General features: G+C 58.5%; 26 protein-coding genes. 20 read left to right on the plus strand and 6 right to left on the minus strand.

Going from position 1 to position 23,363, the window contains the following annotated elements:
* Positions 1–108 precede the first annotated feature (108 nt).
* From pstB to AC07N8_RS11665, 4 genes are all read left to right on the plus strand, one after another.
* The gene (gene pstB / locus AC07N8_RS11650) at positions 109–942 is read left to right on the plus strand and encodes a phosphate ABC transporter ATP-binding protein PstB (RefSeq protein WP_027926300.1); all 834 of its coding nucleotides are present in this window, start codon (positions 109–111) and stop codon (positions 940–942) included.
* A gap of 72 nt (positions 943–1,014) precedes the next feature.
* Entirely contained in the window at positions 1,015–1,776 is a 762-nt protein-coding gene (gene phoU, locus AC07N8_RS11655) for a phosphate signaling complex protein PhoU (RefSeq protein ID WP_008150055.1), read from the plus strand.
* A 167-nt stretch (positions 1,777–1,943) separates the two neighbouring features.
* Positions 1,944–2,843, plus strand: a complete 900-nt coding sequence (locus AC07N8_RS11660) for a response regulator (RefSeq protein ID WP_483841620.1) — start codon at positions 1,944–1,946, stop codon at positions 2,841–2,843.
* Between the two features lie 206 nt (positions 2,844–3,049).
* Positions 3,050–3,946, plus strand: coding sequence for a peptidoglycan DD-metalloendopeptidase family protein (locus AC07N8_RS11665; RefSeq protein ID WP_483841621.1), 897 nt, complete (start codon positions 3,050–3,052; stop codon positions 3,944–3,946).
* Positions 3,947–4,063: 117 nt separating this feature from the next.
* On the opposite strand, the gene AC07N8_RS11670 is transcribed toward AC07N8_RS11665, so the two are convergent.
* The 3 genes from AC07N8_RS11670 to phoB form a co-directional block, all read right to left on the minus strand.
* Positions 4,064–5,404, minus strand: coding sequence for a hemolysin family protein (locus AC07N8_RS11670; protein WP_123433151.1), 1,341 nt, complete (start codon positions 5,402–5,404; stop codon positions 4,064–4,066).
* A gap of 124 nt (positions 5,405–5,528) precedes the next feature.
* Complete coding sequence (gene phoR / locus AC07N8_RS11675) at positions 5,529–6,815, minus strand: phosphate regulon sensor histidine kinase PhoR (protein ID WP_483841696.1); 1,287 nt, start codon at positions 6,813–6,815, stop codon at positions 5,529–5,531.
* A gap of 81 nt (positions 6,816–6,896) precedes the next feature.
* The gene (gene phoB, locus AC07N8_RS11680) at positions 6,897–7,586 is read right to left on the minus strand and encodes a phosphate regulon transcriptional regulator PhoB (protein ID WP_007896474.1); all 690 of its coding nucleotides are present in this window, start codon (positions 7,584–7,586) and stop codon (positions 6,897–6,899) included.
* A 152-nt stretch (positions 7,587–7,738) separates the two neighbouring features.
* Between phoB and AC07N8_RS11685 the strand changes: the two genes are divergently transcribed.
* Positions 7,739–8,131: a COG4315 family predicted lipoprotein gene (locus tag AC07N8_RS11685; RefSeq protein WP_483841622.1), complete on the plus strand. Its 393-nt coding sequence runs from the start codon at positions 7,739–7,741 to the stop codon at positions 8,129–8,131.
* 156 nt (positions 8,132–8,287) lie between these two features.
* On the opposite strand, the gene ubiA is transcribed toward AC07N8_RS11685, so the two are convergent.
* Together ubiA and AC07N8_RS11695 are read right to left on the minus strand one after the other, a co-directional pair.
* Entirely contained in the window at positions 8,288–9,178 is an 891-nt protein-coding gene (ubiA, locus tag AC07N8_RS11690; protein ID WP_483841623.1) for a 4-hydroxybenzoate octaprenyltransferase, read from the minus strand.
* The gene (locus tag AC07N8_RS11695; RefSeq protein WP_493143521.1) at positions 9,178–9,729 is read right to left on the minus strand and encodes a chorismate--pyruvate lyase family protein; all 552 of its coding nucleotides are present in this window, start codon (positions 9,727–9,729) and stop codon (positions 9,178–9,180) included. Before AC07N8_RS11695 ends, ubiA begins: the two co-directional genes overlap by 1 nt.
* 201 nt (positions 9,730–9,930) lie before the next feature.
* Here AC07N8_RS11695 and AC07N8_RS11700 point away from each other — a divergent pair, with 201 nt between their 5' ends.
* From AC07N8_RS11700 to AC07N8_RS11710, 3 genes are all read left to right on the plus strand, one after another.
* Positions 9,931–10,098 (plus strand): rubredoxin, encoded by a 168-nt coding sequence (locus tag AC07N8_RS11700; protein ID WP_007954349.1) that lies wholly within the window; start codon positions 9,931–9,933, stop codon positions 10,096–10,098.
* Between the two features lie 22 nt (positions 10,099–10,120).
* Entirely contained in the window at positions 10,121–11,269 is a 1,149-nt protein-coding gene (locus tag AC07N8_RS11705; protein ID WP_483841625.1) for an NAD(P)/FAD-dependent oxidoreductase, read from the plus strand.
* Positions 11,270–11,461: 192 nt separating this feature from the next.
* Positions 11,462–11,737 (plus strand): HU family DNA-binding protein, encoded by a 276-nt coding sequence (locus tag AC07N8_RS11710; protein ID WP_003213368.1) that lies wholly within the window; start codon positions 11,462–11,464, stop codon positions 11,735–11,737.
* Positions 11,738–11,825: 88 nt separating this feature from the next.
* Here the strand turns inward: AC07N8_RS11710 and AC07N8_RS11715 are convergent, their stop codons facing one another.
* Entirely contained in the window at positions 11,826–12,221 is a 396-nt protein-coding gene (locus AC07N8_RS11715) for a DUF6124 family protein (protein WP_483841626.1), read from the minus strand.
* Between the two features lie 958 nt (positions 12,222–13,179).
* Between AC07N8_RS11715 and tssA the strand changes: the two genes are divergently transcribed.
* The 12 genes from tssA to tssG all read left to right on the plus strand — a co-directional run bounded on the left by tssA (position 13,180) and on the right by tssG (position 23,361).
* The gene (gene tssA, locus AC07N8_RS11720; protein ID WP_493143518.1) at positions 13,180–14,736 is read left to right on the plus strand and encodes a type VI secretion system protein TssA; all 1,557 of its coding nucleotides are present in this window, start codon (positions 13,180–13,182) and stop codon (positions 14,734–14,736) included.
* 32 nt (positions 14,737–14,768) lie between these two features.
* Positions 14,769–15,272: a type VI secretion system contractile sheath small subunit gene (tssB, locus tag AC07N8_RS11725; RefSeq protein WP_077431016.1), complete on the plus strand. Its 504-nt coding sequence runs from the start codon at positions 14,769–14,771 to the stop codon at positions 15,270–15,272.
* Between the two features lie 28 nt (positions 15,273–15,300).
* The gene (gene tssC / locus AC07N8_RS11730; RefSeq protein WP_027926312.1) at positions 15,301–16,776 is read left to right on the plus strand and encodes a type VI secretion system contractile sheath large subunit; all 1,476 of its coding nucleotides are present in this window, start codon (positions 15,301–15,303) and stop codon (positions 16,774–16,776) included.
* 14 nt (positions 16,777–16,790) lie between these two features.
* Complete coding sequence (gene tssE, locus AC07N8_RS11735) at positions 16,791–17,198, plus strand: type VI secretion system baseplate subunit TssE (RefSeq protein WP_027926313.1); 408 nt, start codon at positions 16,791–16,793, stop codon at positions 17,196–17,198.
* A gap of 10 nt (positions 17,199–17,208) precedes the next feature.
* Positions 17,209–17,733, plus strand: coding sequence for a PAAR domain-containing protein (locus AC07N8_RS11740; protein WP_483841632.1), 525 nt, complete (start codon positions 17,209–17,211; stop codon positions 17,731–17,733).
* 10 nt (positions 17,734–17,743) lie between these two features.
* On the plus strand, positions 17,744–18,715 hold the full coding sequence (locus AC07N8_RS11745; RefSeq protein WP_483841633.1) for a DUF6402 family protein: 972 nt from the start codon (positions 17,744–17,746) through the stop codon (positions 18,713–18,715).
* Between the two features lie 11 nt (positions 18,716–18,726).
* A complete protein-coding gene (locus tag AC07N8_RS11750) occupies positions 18,727–19,116 on the plus strand; it encodes a hypothetical protein (protein ID WP_493143515.1) in 390 nt (129 codons plus the stop codon).
* 400 nt (positions 19,117–19,516) lie between these two features.
* Positions 19,517–19,738 (plus strand): hypothetical protein, encoded by a 222-nt coding sequence (locus AC07N8_RS11755; RefSeq protein WP_483841635.1) that lies wholly within the window; start codon positions 19,517–19,519, stop codon positions 19,736–19,738.
* The gene (locus tag AC07N8_RS11760; RefSeq protein ID WP_483841636.1) at positions 19,735–20,157 is read left to right on the plus strand and encodes a hypothetical protein; all 423 of its coding nucleotides are present in this window, start codon (positions 19,735–19,737) and stop codon (positions 20,155–20,157) included. The genes AC07N8_RS11755 and AC07N8_RS11760 overlap by 4 nt, the downstream gene beginning before the upstream one ends.
* Positions 20,150–20,578: a hypothetical protein gene (locus AC07N8_RS11765; protein WP_483841637.1), complete on the plus strand. Its 429-nt coding sequence runs from the start codon at positions 20,150–20,152 to the stop codon at positions 20,576–20,578. Before AC07N8_RS11760 ends, AC07N8_RS11765 begins: the two co-directional genes overlap by 8 nt.
* Positions 20,579–20,602: 24 nt before the next feature.
* Entirely contained in the window at positions 20,603–22,390 is a 1,788-nt protein-coding gene (tssF, locus tag AC07N8_RS11770; protein ID WP_483841638.1) for a type VI secretion system baseplate subunit TssF, read from the plus strand.
* On the plus strand, positions 22,354–23,361 hold the full coding sequence (gene tssG / locus AC07N8_RS11775; protein ID WP_483841639.1) for a type VI secretion system baseplate subunit TssG: 1,008 nt from the start codon (positions 22,354–22,356) through the stop codon (positions 23,359–23,361). Before tssF ends, tssG begins: the two co-directional genes overlap by 37 nt.
* The last annotated feature ends 2 nt before the right edge of the window (positions 23,362–23,363 follow it).

Raw genomic sequence — 23,363 nt, forward strand, 5'->3', positions numbered from 1 at the left:
GAGTTGCCTGCATCGCCAGCAAGCCGGCTCCTACAAGAAAAGAATTGTGTAACCCGCAGGCTCGGCCTGTGGCAACCGAACCGAATTTGTTAGCACAGGGAGCCTCCCATGCAGCACGAAACACATACCCACGGCATCAACATGTCGGCGCTGGGTCGCGACAAACAGAGCCTGAGTCTCGAACAGGAAACCGTGGCCATTGAAGTGCCGGGCCTGAGCCTGTTCTACGGCGAGAAACAAGCGCTGTACGACGTCAGCATGAACATCCCGAAACAGCGCGTGACCGCTTTCATCGGTCCGTCTGGCTGCGGTAAATCCACGCTGCTGCGCACCTTCAACCGCATGAACGACCTGGTGGATGGCTGCCGTGTCGAAGGTGCGATCAACCTCTACGGCAACAACATCTACCGCAAGGGCGAAGACGTCGCCGAACTGCGTCGTCGCGTGGGCATGGTGTTCCAGAAGCCGAACCCGTTCCCGAAGACCATCTACGAAAACGTTGTGTATGGCCTGCGCATCCAGGGCATCAACAAAAAACGCATCCTCGACGAAGCCGTTGAATGGGCCTTGAAAGGCGCGGCGCTGTGGGACGAGGTCAAGGACCGTCTGCACGAGTCGGCACTGGGCCTGTCCGGTGGTCAGCAACAACGTCTGGTCATCGCGCGCACCATCGCCGTGGAACCGGAAGTGCTGCTGCTCGACGAACCCTGCTCGGCACTCGACCCGATCTCCACGCTGAAAGTCGAAGAGCTGATCTACGAACTGAAATCGAAATTCACCATCGTCATCGTGACCCACAACATGCAACAGGCCGCGCGGGTTTCCGACTACACGGCGTTCATGTACATGGGCAAACTGGTGGAATTCGGCGACACCGACACCCTGTTCACCAATCCGGCGAAGAAGCAGACCGAAGACTACATCACCGGTCGTTACGGCTAGGAAGCCTGTGGTTGCTCACTGAACTGACGCTGCGGCCCACCGCACCTTACCGGACGCTCCAAGGACGCCAACATGATTAGTAAAGAAGGCCTTACCCACCACATTTCCGCGCAGTTCAACGCCGAACTGGAGGAAGTACGCAGCCACCTCCTGGCCATGGGCGGGTTGGTGGAAAAGCAGGTCAACGACGCGGTGACCGCGCTGATCGAAGCCGACTCCGGTCTGGCCCAGCAGGTTCGCGAGATCGACGACCAGATCAACCAGATGGAACGCAACATCGACGAAGAATGCCTGCGCATTCTGGCCCGTCGTCAGCCGGCGGCTTCTGACTTGCGCCTGATCATCAGCATCTCCAAGTCGGTCATCGACCTGGAACGCATCGGTGACGAAGCGACCAAGATTGCCCGCCGCGCCATTCAGCTGTGCGAAGAAGGCGAAGCGCCGCGCGGTTATGTCGAGGTTCGCCACATCGGCGACCAGGTGCGCAACATGGTGCGTGACGCACTGGACGCGTTTGCCCGCTTCGACGCCGACCTGGCGTTGTCGGTGGCGCAGTACGACAAGATCATCGACCGCGAATACAAGACCGCCCTGCGTGAGCTGGCGACCTACATGATGGAAGACCCACGCTCTATCTCGCGGGTCTTGAGCATTATCTGGGTGCTGCGTTCGCTGGAAAGGATCGGCGACCACGCGCGCAATATCTCGGAACTGGTGATCTACCTGGTGCGCGGCACCGACGTGCGTCACCTGGGCCTCAAGCGCATGAAAGAAGAAGTTGAGGGAACAAGCGGTGAAACCGCTAATGTTCCGGGCAAAGCTGACGATAAGTAAGACTGCCCAAGAAAAACGCCCGGTCCTTTGGCCGGGCGTTTTTGTGTGTGGTTTTCAACGTTACTAGCAGCACCCGCGAACGAAAAGTCCCGGCGTGACTGAAGGTTTTTGGCAATGTGCCATCAGCAAAACGGTATGCTTGCCGGGATTTTTTCGAGGGGTGATGGATGAGCAAGATCAGCGTGTTGGTGGTGGACGATGCAGCGTTCATTCGTGACCTGGTAAAGAAAGCCCTGCGCAACTACTTCCCGGGCATTCGCACGGAAGATGCCATCAACGGCAAAAAGGCTCAGGCCATGCTGGCGAAGGAGACCTTCGACCTGGTCCTGTGCGATTGGGAAATGCCCGAGATGTCTGGCCTGGAACTGCTGACCTGGTGTCGCGAGCAGGACCACCTCAAGACCATGCCTTTCGTGATGGTGACCAGCCGTGGCGACAAGGAGAACGTGGTCCAGGCGATTCAGGCCGGCGTTTCCGGCTATGTCAGCAAGCCTTTCACCAACGAACAGCTGCTGACCAAGGTCAAGCAGGCGCTGAACAAGGTCGGCAAACTGGACGCCCTGATGAGCGGCGCGCCGGCGAAAATGAACTCGGCCTTCGGCAACGATACCCTCAGCGCCTTGACCGGCGGCAAACCAACCGTGGTCGCGCCGACGCCGGCTGCCGCACCGTCTCGCGGTTTGCTCAACAGCCCACCCGTCAGGACTGCGGCCGCCGCAGCGCCTGCCAGCGGTCGTGGTCAAGGCCAGTTGCGCTTGCCGAGCGGCATCCAGCAATGCGTGATCAAGGCCTTGAGCATCAAGGAAGCGCTGCTGGTGGTTAAGCGCACCGACACGCTGCCACAAATCCTCGACAGCGCTGTGCTCGACCTGGAGCAGGGCGAGAACGCTGAAGTCGCCCGCCTCAACGGTTACCTGCACGCTGTCGTCGCCCACGAGCCGAAACCTGACAGCGACTGGTTGCAACTGACCTTCCGCTTTGTCGATCAGGACGCGCAGAAGCTCGACTACATCTCCCGCCTGATTGCGCGTGGTACTGCGCAGAAGCACTTCATTCCTGGCGCGTAATCCTCGTCGCCTGACAGTCCGCCTTCGCGAGCAGGCTCGCTCCCACCTTGGAATGCATTTCAACTGTGGGAGCGAGCCTGCTCGCGAAGGGCCAATGAATACACCACACATCCGCTGAACCGCCCCTTTTGAAACATCTGCCGACTCCTTGGGTCCATTGCAGCTGCTAGGCTCACCTCAAGGCCTTACTCGACAGAATCCTGCCCATGCTTGCGCGCCTGCTGTTTTTCTGTGGTCTGTTCATGGCCGCCACTTCGGCGATGGCCGTGACGGTCTACAAGTCCACCGACGCCAATGGCGTGGTCTCCTACAGTGACCGCCCCAGCAAAGGCTCAGAGGTGTTCGTTTTTCGAGATCGGATGGATGAGCACCTTGAGCGTCAGGTGTACCTGGTTTTCCTGAAGAAGGGCGGCGAACACAGCGTGTACGTGCGTAATAACCTGTACGCGCCGGTGGAGATCGGCTTGAGTTTCGCCGGGTTGAAAAACGTCAGTGGTGCACCCGGCAAACCGATCCGCAAGGTTGTGCCGGCACGCAGTAGCGTCCGTGTGGCGGTGCTCACTGCGACTCAGGCCGCAAGGCCGCTCGTGTACACCCCGAAGTTCAAATACGCCTTGGGCAACCCTTCAGGGTCCGCCATGGCCTACCGATACCCGTTCCCCTGGCGAGGTGGTCCGTTCCATGTGAGCCAGGGTGCCGAAGGCGCCTACAGCCACTTCGGGCCGAAGAGTCGCTACGCCATAGACATTGCCATGCCTGAAGGCACGCCGATCATCGCGGCGCGTGGCGGGGTGGTGGTGAAAACCGAGAGCGGGCAAACGGGGCGTGGCACCAACCCGTCGGGCAATTTCGTGCGGGTGCTGCACGATGACGGGACCATGGGCGTGTATCTGCACCTCAAGCGAGGTTCGGTCTGTGTTCGAGAAGGGCAGCGGGTGTCGGTGGGCAGTGCACTGGCGCTGTCGGGCAATACCGGCAACAGCACCGGGCCGCATCTGCACTTTGTGGTGCAGCGCAATACGGGACTGGGGCTGGTGTCGATTCCGTACCAGTTCAAACAACCGATGGGGGTGTTGCCCAACTTTGTGTTGGGCAAGCAGTGATGTGTTGCCTGTACTGGTGCTTTCGCGAGCAGGCTCGCTCCCACAGTTGAAATGCATTTCAAATGTGGGAGCGAGCCTGCTCGCGAAGGAGGCGACGCGGTTTAGATCAGGGACGACTTAATCCAGCATCAACACCTTGGCCAGAATGATCTTCGGCCCTTTCATCTTCTTGATGATGATCCGCAAGCCTTCGACTTCCAGCACTTCTTCCTCTTCCGGCACCCGCTTCAGGCTTTCGTAGACCAGCCCGGCGAGGGTTTCGGCTTCGACGTGATCCAGGTCGATGCCCAACAGGCGTTCAACCTTGAACAGCGGCGTATCACCGCGTACCAGCAGCTTGCCCGGCTGATACGCGAGGATCCCGCGCTCGGCCTTGCGGTGTTCGTCCTGAATGTCGCCGACCAATACTTCCAGCACGTCTTCCATGGTCAGGTAGCCGATGATGTTGCCATCGGCCTCTTCAACCACGGCAAAGTGCGAGCCGCCCTTGCGGAACTGTTCCAGCAGCTGCGACAGCGGCAGGTGCCGCGACACGCGTTCCAGCGGACGGGTCAGTTCAGCCAGGTTGAACGACTCGGGGATGTGATCCAGTGCCGCCAGTTCCAGCAGCAGGTCCTTGATGTGCAGCAGGCCGACGAACTCCTGACGGTCGCTGTCGTACACCGGGTAACGGCTGAACTTGTGGCGACGGAACATCGCCAGGATTTCCTTGAGCGGCGCGTTGAACTCCAGCGTCACCAGGTCTTCTCGGGAGTTGGCCCAGTCGACCACTTCCAGCTCACCCATTTCCACGGCCGAGGCCAACACACGCATGCCTTGGTCGCTCGGGTCCTGGCCACGGCTGGAGTGCAGGATCAGTTTCAGTTCTTCACGGCTGTAATGGTGCTCGTGATGCGGGCCGGGTTCACCCTGGCCGGCGATGCGCAGGATGGTGTTGGCGCTGGCGTTCAGCAGGTAGATCGCCGGGTACATGGCCCAGTAGAACAGGTAAAGCGGCACGGCGGTCCACAGCGACAGCAGTTCCGGTTTGCGGATCGCCCAGGATTTCGGGGCCAGCTCGCCGACCACGATGTGCAGGTACGAAATGACGAAGAACGCGGCGAAGAACGATACGCCTTTGATCACTTCGGCCGACTGCACGCCGACCGCTTCAAGCATCGGCTCGAGGATGTGCGCGAACGCCGGTTCACCGACCCAGCCAAGGCCCAGGGAGGCGAGGGTAATACCCAACTGGCACGCCGAGAGGTACGCATCGAGCTGACTGTGAACGGTGCGCAGGATATGCCCGCGCCAGCCGTTTTTATCGGCGATGGCCTCGACTCGGGTCGAGCGCAGTTTGACCATGGCAAATTCGGCCGCAACGAAAAATCCGTTGAGCAAAACCAGGATCAGAGCAAAGAGAATCATGCCGAAGTCGGCAAATATTGTTGCGAGGGTCAAGCCAGGGGAAGGGTCCATGATGGAGTTTTGCGGGTTCCGTATATTCGAAAAAGGGGAGTAATGCGGTGCCTGAAGGGCAGGCACAAGTCAGCCAATGTAGCGGCTGACTCGGTGATTGCCTAGTGGCGCGTGCTGACCGGTATCAGTCAGCGGTCCTCAGGACTTGCGATCTGGCCACCTGGGCCGGGGCAAAGTGGCAGGTAAAGGTGCTGCCGTGGCCCGGCACGCTGCTGATTTCCATCCGCGCGCGGTGGCGCAGCAACACGTGTTTGACGATGGCCAGGCCCAGGCCGGTGCCGCCGGTATTGGAATTGCGGCTGGAGTCGACGCGGTAGAAGCGTTCGGTCAGGCGCGGCAGGTGTTTGCTGTCGATGCCGATCCCGGAATCCTGCACGCTCAGGTGCGCGCCTTGCTCATCGGCCCACCAGCGAATGCGAATGTTGCCTTCGGCCGGGGTGTATTTCACCGCGTTGAACACCAGGTTGGAAAACGCACTGCGCAGTTCCGCTTCGCTGCCCTTGAGCATGATCGTCGGGTCGGCTTCCAGGGTGATGCGCTGGTTTTTCTGCCCGGACAGCTGCTGGGCGTCGCTCTTGATCGACTGCAACAAGGCGTCAATCACCACCGGCTGGTTGTCCGACGGGTAATCGGTGGCTTCCAGCTTGGCCAGCAACAGCAAGTCATTGAGCAACGTCTGCATGCGCCCGCCCTGTTGCTGCATCTGCTGCAAGGCGCGGGTCCAGCGCGGGTTCACTTCATCGACGTTGTCGAGCAGGGTTTCCAGATAACCGCAGATCACCGTCAGCGGTGTGCGCAGCTCATGGGAAACGTTGGCGATGAAGTCTTTGCGCATCTGTTCCAGCTGATGAATGCGCGTGACGTCGCGCACCAGCATCAAGTGTTCGTTGTTGCCGTAGCGGGTGATGTACAGCTGAATGCGCACGCGATCATTGGTCGGCGAGGGGATCTCCAGCGGTTCGGCGTAGCTGTCCTGCTCGAAATATTCCTTGAAACGCGGGTGGCGCACCAGGTTGGTCACCGGCTGACCGCTGTCTTGCGGGGTCTTGAGACCGAGCAGGGTTTCGGCGGCGATGTTCCACCATTCCAGGTTGCCGTCGCTGTCGAGCATGACCACCGCGTCCTTCAGTGCGGCAGTGGACTCCTGGATTCGGTCGATCACCGCTTGCAGGCGCCCGCGAACCCTTTGGTCGCGGCGTTGCAGGTGATAGATGCTGTCGAACACCTCGCCCCACAGGCCATAGCCATCGGGGGGTGCTTCATCGGCTGAGTGCAGGCGTAGCCATTCGTGCAGGCGCAGCAGTTGCTTGAGGGTCCATGCCAGATAAATGCCCAGGCCTGCGGCGAGGCTCCAGCCGTAGTAGCCGGTAATCAGGCCGATCACCAGGCAACCGGTGACCAGTAACAGCATGTGGCGAATCAGGGTGCCATGCCAGTTTTGGTTCACGGAAACGTGCGTCCTTGTCAGCTTGTCGGGCGGGTAAGGGCAGGGTCAGGCTTTGGTGGAAAACCGGTAACCCGTGCCACGCACGGTTTGTACCAGATTTTCGTAGGCATCGCCGAGGGCCTTGCGCAGGCGACGGATGTGCACATCGACGGTGCGTTCTTCGACATACACATTGCCGCCCCAGACCTGATCCAGCAACTGACCACGGGTGTAGGCACGTTCCTGGTGGGTCATGAAAAATTGCAGCAGGCGGTATTCGGTCGGGCCCATTTCGGCGGGTTTGCCGTCGATGGTCACGCGGTGGCTGATCGGGTCCAGCAGCAGGCCGCCGACTTCAATCGGTGCCTCGCCATCGGTTGGACCGGCACGGCGCAGCACGGCTTTCAGGCGTGCGACCAGTTCGCGAGGGGAAAACGGTTTGGTGATGTAGTCGTCGGCGCCGACTTCCAGGCCCTGGATCTTGTTGTCCTCTTCACCCTTGGCGGTGAGCATGATGATCGGGATGTCCCCGGTCAGCTCATCGCGCTTGAGACGGCGGGCCAACTCGATACCGGAGGTGCCGGGCAGCATCCAGTCGAGCAGGATCAGGTCCGGCTTGCGGTCGACGATGATGGCATGGGCCTGCTGGGAGTTCTCGGCCTCCAGGCAGTCATAGCCGGCCATTTCCAACGCAACGGCGATCATTTCGCGAATGGGCGCTTCGTCGTCGACGATCAGAATGCTCCTGCCAACCATGCCTTAATCCTCTTGTCATTTAACTGTCTTGCGCCGCATTAGATAACGGAATTATTGCAGTCGTGTGACAGTATTTTAGCTGCCCGGCGATTGTCATGATCCTGAACTAAGCTCTAAGTCCGAATCCTGACAACCACAAAAGGAAGGTTTCCATGAAGCAAATCTCGCAATCCTTCAAGGCCCTGCTGCTGGTCGCGGCGTTTTCGTTGCCGGCCATGGCCTTCGCGGCTGAGCCTGCGATGATGAAAGACGGTGTGATGGTCGACCATAAGGGCATGACCTTGTACACGTTCGACAAGGACACCGGCGGCAAATCAGTGTGCACAGGCCAATGTGCGGAAAACTGGCCGCCGTTGAAAGCAGAGGCGGGCGCCAAGGCTGAAGGCAAGTGGAGCATCATCAAGCGTGACGATGGAACGATGCAGTGGGCTTACGATGGCAAACCGCTGTACTACTTCGTCAAGGACAAGGCCCCGGGCCAGAAGGAAGGCGACAAGATGAAGGACGTCTGGCACGTCATCACCAACAACGGGCCGAAGATGTAAGCGAGTACAGAAACCACAAGCCTGCTCACATTGATGAGGGCAGGCTTTTGTGGCGAGGGAGCTTGCTCCCGCTCGAGTGCGAAGCACTCGCAGATAGTGGGTCCGCTTTGCGGCCCAGCGGGAGCAAGCTCCCTCGCCACAGGGTTATGTGTTTCTTCAGCGGGTCGCGTAATCCAGCACAATCCCGACAAAAATCGCCAACCCGGCCCAGTGGTTGTGCAAGAACGCCTTGAAGCAACGCATCCGGTCCTTGCCTCGGGTGTACCAGAATTCCCATGCAAAACAGCCCGCCGCCGCCAGAAGCCCCAAGTGGAACCAGCCACCGAGCTCGAATTTCGACCCAGCCAGCAACAGGCAACCCAGCGCCAGCCCCTGCAACGTCAGGATGATCACCCGGTCCGCTTCGCCAAACAGAATCGCCGTGGATTTCACCCCGATCTTCAGGTCATCGTCACGGTCAGTCATCGCGTAATACGTGTCATAACCCACGGTCCACAGCAGGTTGGCGATCCACAGCAACCACGCCACCGCCGGCAATTCACCGGTTTCGGCGGTGAACGCCATCGGCATCCCCCAGGAAAACGCCGCGCCCAGCACCACTTGCGGGTAATAGGTGTAGCGCTTCATGAACGGGTAACTGAGCGCCAGCGCCAAGCCGCCAAACGACAGCCAGACCGTTGCCGCGTTGGTGCACAGCACCAGCAGAAAACTCACGCCCATCAACAGCGCGAAGAACACCAGGGCTTCTTTGGAACTGATCTTGCCGCTGACCAAGGGGCGCTGTTCCGTGCGCTTAACATGGCCATCGACCTTGCGGTCCGCCCAGTCATTGATCACGCAGCCACCGGCGCGGGTCAGAATCACGCCCAAGACAAAAATCACCACGTTAGCCAGTGACGGTGAGCCTTTCCCGGCAATCCACAGCGCCCACAGCGTCGGCCACAGCAACAGATAGATGCCGATCGGTTTGTCCATGCGCGTCAGTTGAATGAAGTCCCAGGCCCGAGGGTTCAAGCGGTTCAAGGACTTGAGCAGGCTCTGGTACATCAGCAGTTCTCCGGATGGGCGCGGGTGGCGTTCCACAAGGTCGGCAGGAAGATTTCGGCCACCAGCACGCTCAGGGCGCCACGGTCGAAACGCGAGCGCCGGCCCCACAGCTCCGGTGTCCGGCACTCCATCGGCAACCATGTTTGAGGGTAGTGACACACCTCGATTGCGCGACGCTGGAACGCGTGATCACAGAACAGCAACTCCCCCAGGGAACGGCTGCCCAACTCGTCCATGTGCAACCCGTCGCCCTGCAACGCGCTGCGAGCCGCGACGCTGCGGGCAAACACCCACGCCTCGCCGTGACCGCGCAAATACACCTCGCGCACCCAGCCTTCGCTGCCCTCGGCCAGATCCAGTGCGACACATTCGTCGGCGCGCAGCGGTTGCCAGCCTTCAAACAGTGGCGTGACGCTGAAGCGATCATTCGACAAACGGATCAACCGTCGTGTCAGCGAGCCTTCATCGAACAGCCAGTCGAGGGTAGACGCGTCGGGGAGGGGCGAGAGTTGGCTTTTGGGAAGCCACAGCGGGGCGTTTGAGTGCGGCACAGTGAGTCATTATTGGCAGCAAATGAGGCGGCGAGCTTACCATGTCAGCCGGCGATTTTGATTGATCCGGGCCGCCGTTGCGCCGAACACGCTTGCATCTGTCGGGCCCGATCAGTACAAAACGCCCTGAGCCGGACGGCAACGCTGCAACCATCGACCGTTCGTGCCGGCAATACGCCTGAATCCTGAGGAAGTAACTGAATGAAAAAGTGGCAATGTGTGGTCTGCGGCCTGATTTATAACGAAGCCGACGGCTGGCCGGACGACGGCATTGCGCCGGGCACACTGTGGCAAGACGTGCCGGAAGACTGGCTCTGCCCGGACTGCGGCGTAGGCAAGATGGATTTCGAAATGATTGAAATCAACTAACAAGACACCAGAGGAGTAAGGAATGAACGCACCTGTCGTCATCGTCGGTACCGGGCTGGCTGGCTATAACCTGGCCCGGGAGTTTCGCAAACTCGATAGCGAAACCCCGTTGCTGTTGATTACTGCCGATGACGGACGTTCCTACTCCAAGCCGATGCTCTCCACCGGTTTCGGCAAAAACAAAGACGCCGATGGCCTGAGCATGGCCGAACCCGGCGCGATGGCTGAACAGCTGAAAGCCGAAGTGCGCACCCACACACGCATCAGCGGCATCGATCCGGGCCACAAACGCCTGTGGATCGGTGAAGAAGCGGTGATTTACCGTGACCTGATTCTGGCCTGGGGCGCGGAAACCGTGCGTGTACCCATCGAAGGTGACGCGGCGGATTGCGTATTCCCGATCAACGATCTGGAAGATTACGCGCGCTTTCGTGCGGCGGCGGCCGGCAAGCGGCGGGTGCTGTTGCTCGGCGCCGGCCTGATTGGCTGCGAGTTCGCCAATGACCTGAGCCTGGGCGGCTACGAGGTGCAACTGGTTGCGCCGTGCGAGCAGGTCATGCCGACCTTGCTGCACCCGGCTGCTGCGGCTGCCGTCCAGGCCGGTCTGGAAAGCCTCGGCGCGCGATTCCATCTCGGTCCGGTGCTCAATCGCTTGCAGCGCGTGGCGGATGGCCTGGAAGCGCATCTGTCCGATGGCCAGGTGATTCCGTGCGACGTCGTGGTGTCGGCCATTGGCCTGCGTCCGCGTATCGATCTGGCAGCGGCGGCCGGCGTGCAAGTCAACCGTGGCGTGGTGGTCGACCGTCACCTGAAGACCTCCCATGCCAACATCTACGCGCTGGGCGACTGCGCCGAGGTCGATGGCCTGAATTTGCTGTACGTCATGCCCCTGATGAGCTGTGCGAGAGCGCTGGCCCAGACCCTGGCCGGAAACCCTACCCCCGTGAACTACGGTCCGATGCCGATCACCGTGAAAACCCCGGTGTGTCCGTTGGTGGTATCGCCACCACCACGGGGCAGCGAGGGCGTCTGGACGGTCGAAGGGCAGGGCGGCGACATCAAGGTGTTATGCCGCGATGCCAGCGGAAAACTGCTCGGTTATGCCCTGACAGGCACGGCCGTGATGGAAAAACTGGCCCTCAACAAAGAGCTTCCGGCACTGCTGGCGTAAATACCGGTCGTTCTGTCGGAATCACCCCTGTTTTGCCCCTACAAAGCTCGCGCCGAGACTGGCGCGGCTCCTCCGTGCGTGCCATTCTCACTCCCGTCTGCCGCAGAGTAGAGCACCTGCGGCGCTTTGGGCGCTGCTCCACAGAGAGCAGCACGGACATAACAACAAAAAACCGTCAAAGGGGCTTCACTAATGCGTAAACCAGAACTCGCCGCAGCAATTGCTGAAAAAGCAGATCTCACCAAAGAGCAGGCCAACCGCGTTCTCAACGCCGTTCTCGAAGAAATCACCGGCGCTCTGCATCGCAAGGACAGCGTCACGCTGGTGGGCTTCGGCACCTTCCTGCAACGCCACCGCGGTGCCCGCACCGGCAAAAACCCGCAAACCGGTGAGCCCGTCAAAATCAAGGCCAGCAACACTGTTGCGTTCAAGCCTGGCAAATCGTTGAAAGACAGCGTTAATCCGTAACACGCACCGACTGCCCGCGTAGCGGGTGAGCGGGATAAAAAATGGGCACGCCAACGAGGTTGGGTGCCCATTTTTTTATGGCTGCAGATCAGCTGGCCCGGCTGTGTTTCCTGGCGAGAATCGCCGCCATTTCCGGCTCGTCGAGGTCATCCAGCGCCCGATCTATCAGCAGATGCACGCCATCGGCCATGCGGCTGAGCGCCAGGGCTACGGAGCGTTGTGGGCCTTCCACATTGTCGGCGAGGTCGGCGGCGATGGCGCTGATGGACCGAGAGTCTTCTGAAGCGTTGGCGAGCAGTGCATCCGTGTTGATGTCGGGGCAAACGCTGAAGAGCTGGCCGTTGCGTTTGGATTGTTTCGGTTTGGTTGGTGGGAAATGGTGGTCGAGGGCGCGCTCGGCGGCGTCGTTGAGTTTGTTTGAATCGGGGCTTTCGTAGGGTGAGACCGGATCGGTGTCCGGTGGGTTGGGTGTGACCTTGAACATGATCTTCAATTCCATGAGTGATGCTGACACCACTTCGCCGACTAAACGAAGGGGTGGCGGCTGTACGCAGGTTAGTCGGACCGGGGAATTGAAGAAGCCGGCGCACCCGAAGGTGCCCTGCGCACAGCCACCATCAAATGCAGGTAAGAGATACCTATCTGACGGAAGCTTGTGCAACTTCAATTACCAGCGGGCGACTAAACCCGTCCACTGAGGATCAGTGACAGGAACCAAGTTACCGACCGGCCGAAAGGCGCACAAGCCGGCGGATTCTGGCGTAGCCGTAGGCAACGGCGCAAGGTGTTGTAGCTTGCAGGACGTAAACTTGAGGCGCTTTAAACGGGCGTTGTCGGGCGGAGTTTAAACTGCAGCGAAACAGCGCCCGAACATCTGCCGCAGGCGTAGCCTGAAACTTCCGTATTTCAGAATATTGCGCAACCGTTGCGAGCAAAGTTCATGCAGGTGCGTGGGGTATTGCCGAAGTTGAGTATTGACTCAAATTAAATTGCCATCACTTGACGGCACTTTTCTACACATCCATTGTCGCGCTGCGTTTTTCTTAAATGTCGGAAACACTTCGGACCTTTCCTACATCCATCCTTGCTAATTGTTGGCATGCTGCACGCCTTCCGTGGCAGCCTACAGCCATTAATCTCTACCATGGTCAGTGAGCCGCTCTACCTCAATGGTTTCAGAGGTATCACATGAAGGCTTGAATATTAAAACGACATCAGGGGATCCCCCTACACATATAGGGATTTCTCCTACGGTCAATAAACAACTGTTCGTCTTGTTGTTTAATCAGATGCTTGCTAGTGGCCATCATTGTGATTACGATGCGCGCACTTGAAAGAGCACGAACTCAATTGGATGAGACTCATCGCAGCTCTTTGATACTGTCCCTCGCCGCTGGAATATCCTTTTGGCGTATGACCGTAATCCTAAATAAAGGCCATGGATGTCCTACTCAAGCAAACTTTCCGCGCATTATCTCGAACTCGCAAAAGTCTCTGTTTCCAAAGAGAATTTCGCGGGCGAGGACGTTCGCTTTTCAAGCGAATATGAAGCCCTGGAAAGCGAGCTGGCAAAAGCCTCGTCCATGCACGAAAGCGGTCAGATCGATTGGCTGAAAATCCGTGAAACCAGCGAAAACCTGCTGCGTACCCAATCCAAGGATTTGCGCGTTGGCGCCTGGCTGACCTGGGCTCTGTACCAGCGTGAGTCGTTTCAAGGACTGCTGGCCGGCCTCGGTTTGCTGCACCATTTATCAGAAAATCACTGGGCCGAAGTCCACCCGAACAAGGCCCGCACACGCTCCGCCGCGATCAGTTGGCTGGTGCCGCGTCTTGAGCAGGTGCTGACCGAAAACATCGCGATCAAAGAGCAGTTGCCGATGTTCCGGCGGCTGGTCGAACACCTTGAAGGCCTCGATGCCGCTTGCACCGAGCACTTGGGCGATGACGCGCCGCTGCTGCTGCCGATCTCCCGCCGCCTGAAAAACATGGTCCAGCGCGCTGCTGACAACCAGCCGGAACCCGGTGTGGTTGGCTCCGCCGTCGCCCAGGTCAAACAAGCCGCCACGCAGTTGTTCACCCCCGGCGCACCGATCGATAACGAAAAAGAAGCCCACAAAGCCCTGCGTGCCCAGCAAGAGAGCGCGCGGCCGTTGTGTGCCTGGTGGCTCAAGCAGAAGGCCACCGACCTGCGTGCCTTGCGCCTCAATCGCACGTTGCTGTGGCTGCCCATCGATGCCGTCCCCGAGCGCAACGCCGAGCAAATCACCGTGCTGCGCGGCTTGCCGGCGGACAAGCTCAAGGCCTATCAGGACCGTTTCGACCAGGCGAAATACGCCGACCTGCTGGTGGAACTGGAGGCGAGCCTGGCGAAGGCGCCGTTCTGGTTCGATGGCCAGCGAATGGCGTGGGAATGCCTTCAGGCCTTGAATGCCGAGATGGCCATGCGCGAAGTGGAAATCCACTTCGCGCTTTTGATTCAGCGCCTGCCCGGCATCATCGAATTGCGTTACCACGATGGCGCGCCATTCGCCGATCCGGCCACGCGCGCCTGGATCAGCGCCAACGTCATGCCGCACCTGCAAACCGCCAGCGCGCCACGCAAGGTCGAAGTCGCTGACACGCAGCCGGCGTGGGAGCTGGCCCTCGAAGAAGTCCTGCCGATTTTGCGCAAGGACGGCCTCAAGGCCGCCGTGCAAATCCTCAAGCAGGGCCTGCAAAGCGCTCAGGGCGGACGCGTTCGATTCTTCTGGCAGTTCGCCCTCGCGCGGCTGTGCTTCATGGCGAAGAAATACGAACTGGCCAAGACCCAACTCGAAACACTGGACCAAACATTACAGGACTCAGGCCTGAACGCCTGGGAGCCCAATCTTGCGCTGGAAGTGCTGCATTTACTGCATAGCTGCTGCGAGTTGTTGCCGCAAAACCATGCCGTACGTGAACGCAAGGAAGAGATTTATCGCAGGCTGTGCCACCTCGATCTCGAAGTGGTACTCGAATAGGCCCCCGGGCCACAACCGCAAGGAGAAAAGCCATGGCCAAAGAAGGCTCGGTAGCCCCCAAGGAACGCATCAACGTCACTTTCAAACCTGCCACCGGTGGTGCACAGGAAGAGATCGAACTGCCGTTGAAACTACTGGCAATCGGTGACTACACCCACCGCAAGGACGAACGCAAAGTCGAAGATCGCAAGCCGATCAGCATCGACAAGATGACCTTCGACGAGGTGCTGGCCAAGCAAGAGCTGAGCCTGACACTGAGCGTACCGAACCGTCTTCAGGAAGAAAGCGACACTGAAGAACTGGCCGTGAAACTGCGCGTCAACTCGATGAAGGACTTCAACCCGGCCAGCCTGGTCGAGCAAGTGCCTGAGCTGAAAAAACTGATGGAACTGCGCGACGCGCTGGTGGCCCTCAAAGGCCCGCTGGGTAACGCGCCTGCGTTCCGCAAAGCCATCGAAGGCGTGCTCGCCGACGACGAATCCCGCGGTCGCGTACTGGGTGAGCTGGGCCTGAACGCCGCAGCCCAGGAAGCCTGAGCCCCCATCAGCCAAGGAAGCCAAGACAATGAGCACTAGCGCAGCACAGCAAAAGAGCAACGAGAACGGCGAATACAGCATTCTCGACAGCATCATCGCCGAAACCCGCCTGACCCCGGACGACGAAGCCTACGACATCGCCAAGCGCGGTGTGTCGGCCTTCATCGAAGAGCTGCTCAAGCCGCAGAACAACGGTGAGCCGGTCAAGAAAGCCATGGTTGACCGCATGATCGCCGAGATCGATGCCAAGCTCAGCCGTCAGATGGACGAAATCCTGCACCACCCGGACTTCCAGTCCCTGGAATCGTCGTGGCGTGGCCTGCAGTTGCTGGTCGACCGCACCAACTTCCGCGAAAACATCAAGATCGAAATCCTCAACGTCTCCAAGGACGACCTGCTGGACGACTTCGAAGATTCGCCGGAAGTGATGCAGTCGGGCCTGTACAAGCACATCTACACCGCTGAATACGGCCAGTTCGGTGGTCAGCCTGTGGGCGCGATCATCGCCAACTACTTCATGTCCCCAAGCTCGCCGGACGTGAAACTGATGCAGTACGTGTCCAGCGTTGCCTGCATGTCCCACGCGCCGTTCATTGCCGCGGCCGGCCCGAAATTCTTCGGCCTGGAAAGCTTCACCGGCCTGCCGGACCTGAAGGATCTGAAAGATCACTTCGAAGGCCCGCAATTCGCCAAATGGCAGAGCTTCCGCCAGTCGGAAGACTCCCGTTACGTTGGCCTGACCGTGCCGCGTTTCCTGCTGCGTAACCCGTACGACCCGGAAGACAACCCGGTCAAATCGTTCGTGTACAAAGAAACCGTCGCCAACAGCCACGAGCACTACCTGTGGGGCAACACGGCCTACGCGTTCGGCACCAAGCTGACCGACAGCTTCGCCAAGTTCCGCTGGTGCCCGAACATCATCGGCCCGCAAAGCGGTGGCGCGGTGGAAGACCTGCCGTTGCACCACTTCGAAAGCATGGGCGAAATCGAAACCAAGATTCCTACGGAAGTATTGGTTAGCGACCGTCGTGAATACGAACTGGCCGAGGAAGGCTTCATCTCCCTGACCATGCGCAAAGGCTCCGACAACGCGGCGTTCTTCTCCGCAAGCTCGGTGCAGAAACCGAAGTTCTTCGGCATCAGCGCAGAAGGCAAGGCTGCAGAGCTGAACTACAAACTCGGCACCCAACTGCCGTACATGATGATCGTCAACCGCCTGGCTCACTACTTGAAAGTGCTGCAGCGCGAGCAACTCGGTTCGTGGAAAGAACGTACCGACCTCGAGCTGGAACTCAACAAGTGGATCCGCCAGTACGTGGCCGACCAGGAAAACCCGAGCGCCGAAGTCCGTGGCCGTCGTCCACTGCGCGCTGCCCAGATCATCGTCAGCGATGTCGAAGGCGAGCCTGGCTGGTACCGCGTCAGCCTGAACGTGCGCCCGCACTTCAAGTACATGGGTGCCGATTTCACCCTGTCGTTGGTTGGCAAGCTGGACAAAGAGTAAGCGGAGCCTAACTCATGACTGGATACGGCAGCCTTTTCGAACGCCTGGGTGGCGACGCGGACAAACGCGTCGGCTGGAGCCGCGAGGTTTCCGCCATGGCGTCCGTGGCTGCCCATCTGGCCAAGATGCTCAGCACCCGTGCGGGCAGCGTGCAAACGCTGTCCGATTACGGGCTACCCGATCTCAATGACATGCGTCTGAGCCTGCACGACTCCCTGAGTCAGGCCCGTCTGGCCATCGAAAATTTCATCGAGGCCTACGAGCCACGCCTGAGCAATGTGCATGTCATCTCCCTGCCGCGTGACCACGATCAGCTTCGCCTGTCCTTCAGCATCGAAGGCCTGCTGGAAGTTGATGGTTTCAAGCGTCAGGTCAGTTTCGCCGCGCGCCTGGATGGCAGCGGTCAAGTGAAGGTCAACTAAGGAGATTCGTATGTCCGGCAAACCTGCAGCACGTGTATCCGACCCCACCGCTTGCCCGCTCCCCGGCCACGGCACCAACCCGATCGTCGCCGGTTCCGGCGACGTGTTCTTCGACGGCCTCGCGGCCGCCCGCCAAGGCGATGCCTCGGCGTGTGGTGGTGCGATGTCGGGCGGGTTGGCGACGACGGTTTTGATTAACGGAAAACCGGCCGCCACGGTGGATTCCGTCGGGACTCATGGCAACAAGGTTACGGCCGGGTCCGGGACGGTGATTATCGGGAATTCGCATTCGCCGGTTCCGTTTGTTCCTCCGTTGCCGGTGGAAATTCAGTGGCCGTTTACCGAACACTTCGTTGTGACTGATCCCGAGACAGGCGCGCCGATAGCGGATCGCGGATACACAATCCGCACGGACTCAGGAAAAGAAATAACAGGTGTCACGGATAGTGAAGGAAAAACTTCGGTAATTGGCTCCTCAATTGCTGAAGGGGTTACGTTGCTTTTAGAACCTCAAAACTCTATTGCCATTTGCTGAGGTTTATTCCATGCCCGCGCCGATCAAAGCTCCTCTGACTCCAGCTCAGAATAAAGAAGGTCAAAGCGTTCAAGCTAAGGTTTTTCAGCTTTCTTCAATTCCTAAAGTTATGGATAAGTTGGGTTGGACGGTGGCCGCTCGTGTCATGCGGAAGTGGTTCGCTGGTGAGCCCTATGAGTTGCCAAAATCTGTTAAGCAAGGTGACATAGCAGCGAGTACCTTGAGTGCGGATAAGCTTATAACTGATATACCGTTTGAGTGGTTGTTTACTGGGTCGAAGCGTGTAAAGCCAAAAGTTGATGAGTATATTGCTGAGCTATCATCAACATCAGAATTTAACGGAAGTGCCGGTAGAGTAAAAGGTTCGCTCGACGAGCTTTCTAAAGGGCTGATCGTATTGATGACGCGACTCCAGCGACTTGGCTTGCTGGATGCAAAGTCAAAGAAGCTAAAAAGCTCATACTTGGATTACAGTGATAAAACAGCTATTGAGTTGGAGGATATATCCCAATTTAATTTGATTAGGTTCGGGGCTAAAGATTGGGAAAAGGCTACGGATGCGTTGGATGACGTATACGGCGCTTTAGGGACTTTCGTCGTAAAAGTCGCGGCAACTAAATTTCGCACTATTCAAAACGATCATGGCTTTCCGGCAATAGAAATAGAGCAGGTTGGCCTTTACGTTCGGGATACTTACGACTTTCTCAATGCCGGGGACGATCAATTATTGGGCTATTGGGCGCCTGAAGGGGTAACCCGGCCCGGTCCGATTGACTATTTTGCCGAGCCTGCATTGATTGAAAAAGCCGGAGTCGAATATCACAAAGTGACGAATGGGCACTTTAATAAATATCGGCAAGTGAACGGGAAGGGTGGTGATATGATGATTTATACGACGGTCAAGTTGTATGACGTGTCTTTTATAATTCATCTTGGTCCTATCGATTTTGAAGAGTACCTATCTCGCTCTGGGTCTAAGTGATTATGAAAAAAATGTCGTATTTGTTGGTGCTGATATTGCTTGTAGGCGCGCCTGTTTCCGTTTGGCTATACATTAAGCATGGGGCTGCCGTTACGGCGGAAGTTTATTCCACGACTTGGAATGAAGCTAAAACTTGTTATATTAATTCGTATATACCGAAGTATTCTAATTTTGGCGTCGCTGGGAAATTTGTAAAGCTTTTCACTAGTGAAGCGTTTTTTCGAGTGTATAACGTTGACGGTGAGTTGCTGAAGTCGTCTGAGTGGCTGCTTTGGCAGAATGAATTCACGACAGATGAGCGCTCGCAATGGGTTAATGGTCATGCGATTTATCCAACTTCAACCGGGTACGAAGGGTGGAGTATTACAGCGTGCGCGCCGTTAGATGACGGAAAAGAATAAGCAAACTGTCGGATTGGAGGGGAAGTGTATTGAGCATATTTATCAGCAACACCCCACACAAGGTTCTGGAGATCTGATGTCCAGGCTCACTAGGGAGGGGGAGTTGTGCCGGTGCACGGATAAAAAGCGCCTGTCCATTACTTTGCTTATCGCTTTCCTGAGCTCCATTGGGCTGCTGGCGATGCTGCCGGTATTACAGGGTTTGACGGCGAACAACTTTATCTACACACCAGCACGGCGATGACGCCTGAAAAAGCGAGAGACCGGTAATCATGGACGAGCAAAAAGAACAGCAAAAAGAGGTCGGGCCTCATCTCCATTTCTGCGCCCTGCAATCCGTCAAACGTGAACGTGATGGTTATCAGCGCAGCTGGACCCTCGAGGATGGAGCCTTTTGCCCATGATCGACGTATCGGACGAGATGCGCATGTATCTGATGTACATCGCCGACAGCAATCTGTTCGGCGGCATCGCGATCTTGAGTTTTCTGCTGATTGTCACGGTGATCAGCAAGCGACTGCGTCAGTCATGGCTGCATCGCTCGCTGACGTTCATGGTCCTGATTTCATTGGTGGCCATCGAAATCGTGGGCAGCTGTTACTCCTCGGTGCGTCCCGCATGAACATGCTGGCCCGCATCGTCTGCTGCCTGTTGATCCACAGTGTTTTCTGTGTGGGTTACGCGTTCCTGAATAACTTCGCGGCCGACTGGTACATCTCGACCTACGGCGGCTTGACCTCCCGTGGCGTGAACATTCGTCTTACCAGCAAATTCCTCTACGAGTTTTTCCTTGTCTTCAACGCGGTGCTGGCGCTGATTCCTGTGCTACGTGTGAAGTTGATCCTGTGGGCGATCTGGGTAGGACTAATTCTCCTGTGGATGCTGCCGCATCATCCGCTACGGGCGCTGCTCTATGGCATCGGCCAAGGAATATTCACCTTGACGGCGATCCTTCTCAGCACCGGGCTGGATGGCTGGTACAAGCGCAAAGTAGTTGGCGCAAACGCCTCGAAGCTCGCGTCGGGGGCCGACCATGCTTAGCCGAGCGCAACTGAGTTTCTTCATGGTTGCCTTGTGGTGGCCATTGCTGGCGGTGCTGGCGATTTTTTCCTATGGCCTGTGGATTGGCGAGTACTCCACGTTCGATTCATCCGAGACCCATTGGGTGTGCCTGTTGTGGTGGGGCATCCCCGGTCTGTTGATGTTTTCGCTGTGGACTTCTCGATCCGCCAAGAACCGTAGCGAGCAACAAGCGCTGCGGATGGTCTGGTTGGCGCCGTTGAAGTTCATTCCGTTCTACGCCGTGCCATGGATGCTTTATGGCTTGTTCAGTCTGGTCGCCGGGCAGCTAAGTGACTCTTACATGGCCTACGGCTGGATCCTGATCGTGCCGTACCTCCTGATCGCCGGCTACGTCTGTGCGGGTCTGACGGTAGCGCTCTACAGGACGTTTTATTCATGAGATCCACCACCAGGAAGGTACCCAGTGTCCTTTAACCACTACTACCAAAGCGAACTCACCGCACTGCGCCAGTTAGGCCGCCGTTTCGCCGAACGTAGTCCAGCGTTGGCGCCTTTCCTCGGCCAGGCCGGGCGGGATCCGGACGTGGAGCGGTTGCTGGAAGGTTTTGCATTCCTGACCGGTCGCCTGCGGCAGAAGCTCGACGACGAACTCCCTGAGCTCAGCCATTCGCTGATGCAACTGCTGTGGCCCAACTACATGCGGCCGCTGCCGGCGTTCAGCATTTTGCAGTTCGACCCGCTCAAGCGTTCCGGCCCGGCGCTGAAGGTCGATCGTGATACACCGATTGAAAGCGTTCCGATTGAAGACGTGCGTTGCCGTTTCCGCACGTGCTACCCGACCGAAGTCCAGGCGCTGGATCTGGCCGCGCTGACGTACTCGGTGAAGGGCGACGGATCGTTGCTGAGCCTGCGCCTGGAGATGAGCGCCGACGGTCATCTCGGTGAGCTGGAATTGAGTCGCCTGCGGCTGCACTTCGCCGGCGAGCGTTACATCAGCCAGATGCTGTACTTGAGCCTGTTGCGCAATCTGGAAGGTATCGAGTTGATTCCGCTGGATGGCGCCGGCAAGCCAATCAATGGCGTCAACGGCACACCGATGGCGTTCAAGATGCCCGGCGACCGGGTGCAACCGGTGGGTTTTGCCGAAGAAGAAGCGTTGATTCCGTACCCGCTGAACACCTTCCGTGGCTACCGCTACCTGCAAGAGTATTTCGCCTTCCAGGACAAGTTCCTGTTCGTCGACGTCAATGGTCTGGACCTGCTCAAGGCGCTGCCGGAAGACACGCTGAAGCAGATGCGCGGCCTGGAGTTGCGCTTCGATATTCGCAAGAGCGGCATCATGCGCATGCGTCCGACCCTGGACAACGTGAAGCTGTATTGCACGCCCATCGTCAACCTGTTCAAGCACGATGCGTTGCCGATTCGCCTCGACGGCAAGCAGGACGAATACCTGCTGTTGCCCGCCGAGTACGACCTGGAAAACTGCGGTGTGTTTTCCGTGGAAAGCGTCACCGGCTGGAAGCCCGGCGGCCTCGGCTATCAGGAATACGTGCCGTTCGAATCCTTCGAGCACGACCCGAGTTTCGACGTGCCCACCAGCCGTCCGCACTACAGCATTCGTCAGCGTTCATCGCTGCTGCACGACGGCCTCGACACTTACTTGAGCTTCGGCATCCGCCACACCGAAGCCCATGAAACCCTGTCGATCGAGCTGATGTGCACCAACCAGAACCTGCCGAAGAAACTCAAGCTTGGCGACATCAGCCAGGCCTGTGAAGAGACGCCGGAGTTCCTCAGTTTCCGCAACATCACCCCGGCGACCCCGAGTTATGCGCCGCCGCTGAATCGCGACTTCCTGTGGAAGCTGATCAGCAACATGTCGCTTAACTACCTGTCGTTGGCCGACGTCAATGCGTTGAAGGTGATTCTCGAAACCTACGACCTGCCGCGCTACTACGACCAGCACGCGGAGAAGGTCAGCAAACGCCTGCTCGGCGGCCTCAAATCGATCAAACACCAACACGTCGACCGCCTGCATCGCGGCTTGCCGGTGCGCGGATTGCGCACCGAGCTGACCATCGACCCGGAAGGCTACATCGGCGAAGGCGACCTGTTCGTGTTCGCTTCGGTTCTTAACGAGTTTTTCGCGCTTTACGCCAGTCTCAATTCGTACCACGAGCTGCGGGTAAAAAGCACACAGGGAGAGGTGTACCAATGGACACCACGTATGGGCCTTCAGCCGCTGCTTTAAGCGGTCTGACCCGAGGAATACGCGAGTACTCGCTGTTTCAGGCCGTGCTGCTGGTGGTTGACCGGCTGCGCGAGGCCCACCCGCACCTGAGTCAGGACGATCTGTACGACCAGCTGGAATTCCAGGCCAACCCGAGCCTGGGTTTCCCTGGCAGCGATGTCGATCGCGTGGAGTTTTTCCACGAGCACGGGCAGATGCGCGCGCGCCTGCGTTTCAACCTGATTGGCCTGGTCGGTTCCGGTTCGCCGCTGCCGGCGTTCTACGGCGAACAGGCCTTGGGCGACAGCGAAGACGGCAACCCGACCCGCAACTTCCTCGACCTGTTCCACCATCGCCTGCAACGGCTGATGCTGCCGATCTGGCGCAAATACCGCTACCGCGCAAGCTTCGAGAGCGGTGCGCTCGACCCGTTTTCTTCGCAATTGTTTGCGTTGATTGGCCTGGGTGGCGAAGAGATCCGCAAGGCCGGCGAACTGAATTGGAAACGCCTGCTGCCGTACCTCGGCTTGCTCAGTTTGCGGGCGCACTCGGCGGCGTTGATCGAAGCGGTGCTGCGCTACTACTTCAAGCACGCCGAGCTGACCATCGAGCAGTGCATCGAGCGCCGCGTGGAAATCCTCGACGAGCAGCGCAATCGTTTGGGCCGCGCCAACAGCCTGCTCGGCGAAGACCTGGTGCTGGGCGAACACGTGCGCGACCGCAGCGGCAAATTCCGCATTCACATCCGCGAACTCGACTGGCAACGCTTTCACGAATTCCTGCCCATCGGTTTCGGCTACCAGCCGTTGTGCGCACTGGTGCGTTTCACCCTGCGTGACCCGCTCGATTACGACATTCGCCTGGTGTTGCGCCAGGAAGAAATCCGCGAACTGCGCATCGGTGAGCAGAACGCCTGTCGCCTGGGATGGACCAGTTGGCTCGGCCGCGAAAAAGCGGACGGCGTGGTGACCCTGGGCAGCAAAATTCATTAAGG

The sequence above is a fragment of the Pseudomonas sp. GW821-FHT10C09 genome (assembly GCF_059415465.1).

What these genes read in the sequence shown, in the direction of transcription:
- AC07N8_RS11740 (WP_483841632.1), top strand. Translation starts at nt 17,209, where the DNA reads ATGTCCGGCAAACCTGCAGCACGTGTATCCGACCCCACCGCTTGCCCG.
- AC07N8_RS11760 (WP_483841636.1), top strand. Translation starts at nt 19,735, where the DNA reads ATGAACATGCTGGCCCGCATCGTCTGCTGCCTGTTGATCCACAGTGTT.
- AC07N8_RS11705 (WP_483841625.1), top strand. Translation starts at nt 10,121, where the DNA reads ATGAACGCACCTGTCGTCATCGTCGGTACCGGGCTGGCTGGCTATAAC.
- ubiA (WP_483841623.1), bottom strand. Translation starts at nt 9,178, where the DNA reads ATGTACCAGAGCCTGCTCAAGTCCTTGAACCGCTTGAACCCTCGGGCC.
- pstB (WP_027926300.1), top strand. Translation starts at nt 109, where the DNA reads ATGCAGCACGAAACACATACCCACGGCATCAACATGTCGGCGCTGGGT.
- tssA (WP_493143518.1), top strand. Translation starts at nt 13,180, where the DNA reads ATGTCCTACTCAAGCAAACTTTCCGCGCATTATCTCGAACTCGCAAAA.
- phoR (WP_483841696.1), bottom strand. Translation starts at nt 6,815, where the DNA reads ATGCTGTTACTGGTCACCGGTTGCCTGGTGATCGGCCTGATTACCGGC.
- AC07N8_RS11665 (WP_483841621.1), top strand. Translation starts at nt 3,050, where the DNA reads ATGCTTGCGCGCCTGCTGTTTTTCTGTGGTCTGTTCATGGCCGCCACT.
- AC07N8_RS11660 (WP_483841620.1), top strand. Translation starts at nt 1,944, where the DNA reads ATGAGCAAGATCAGCGTGTTGGTGGTGGACGATGCAGCGTTCATTCGT.
- tssE (WP_027926313.1), top strand. Translation starts at nt 16,791, where the DNA reads ATGACTGGATACGGCAGCCTTTTCGAACGCCTGGGTGGCGACGCGGAC.
- AC07N8_RS11685 (WP_483841622.1), top strand. Translation starts at nt 7,739, where the DNA reads ATGAAGCAAATCTCGCAATCCTTCAAGGCCCTGCTGCTGGTCGCGGCG.
- AC07N8_RS11750 (WP_493143515.1), top strand. Translation starts at nt 18,727, where the DNA reads ATGTCGTATTTGTTGGTGCTGATATTGCTTGTAGGCGCGCCTGTTTCC.
- tssB (WP_077431016.1), top strand. Translation starts at nt 14,769, where the DNA reads ATGGCCAAAGAAGGCTCGGTAGCCCCCAAGGAACGCATCAACGTCACT.
- tssG (WP_483841639.1), top strand. Translation starts at nt 22,354, where the DNA reads ATGGACACCACGTATGGGCCTTCAGCCGCTGCTTTAAGCGGTCTGACC.
- phoB (WP_007896474.1), bottom strand. Translation starts at nt 7,586, where the DNA reads ATGGTTGGCAGGAGCATTCTGATCGTCGACGACGAAGCGCCCATTCGC.
- AC07N8_RS11755 (WP_483841635.1), top strand. Translation starts at nt 19,517, where the DNA reads ATGATCGACGTATCGGACGAGATGCGCATGTATCTGATGTACATCGCC.
- AC07N8_RS11715 (WP_483841626.1), bottom strand. Translation starts at nt 12,221, where the DNA reads ATGTTCAAGGTCACACCCAACCCACCGGACACCGATCCGGTCTCACCC.
- AC07N8_RS11670 (WP_123433151.1), bottom strand. Translation starts at nt 5,404, where the DNA reads ATGGACCCTTCCCCTGGCTTGACCCTCGCAACAATATTTGCCGACTTC.
- AC07N8_RS11745 (WP_483841633.1), top strand. Translation starts at nt 17,744, where the DNA reads ATGCCCGCGCCGATCAAAGCTCCTCTGACTCCAGCTCAGAATAAAGAA.
- tssC (WP_027926312.1), top strand. Translation starts at nt 15,301, where the DNA reads ATGAGCACTAGCGCAGCACAGCAAAAGAGCAACGAGAACGGCGAATAC.
- AC07N8_RS11700 (WP_007954349.1), top strand. Translation starts at nt 9,931, where the DNA reads ATGAAAAAGTGGCAATGTGTGGTCTGCGGCCTGATTTATAACGAAGCC.
- AC07N8_RS11765 (WP_483841637.1), top strand. Translation starts at nt 20,150, where the DNA reads ATGCTTAGCCGAGCGCAACTGAGTTTCTTCATGGTTGCCTTGTGGTGG.
- AC07N8_RS11710 (WP_003213368.1), top strand. Translation starts at nt 11,462, where the DNA reads ATGCGTAAACCAGAACTCGCCGCAGCAATTGCTGAAAAAGCAGATCTC.
- phoU (WP_008150055.1), top strand. Translation starts at nt 1,015, where the DNA reads ATGATTAGTAAAGAAGGCCTTACCCACCACATTTCCGCGCAGTTCAAC.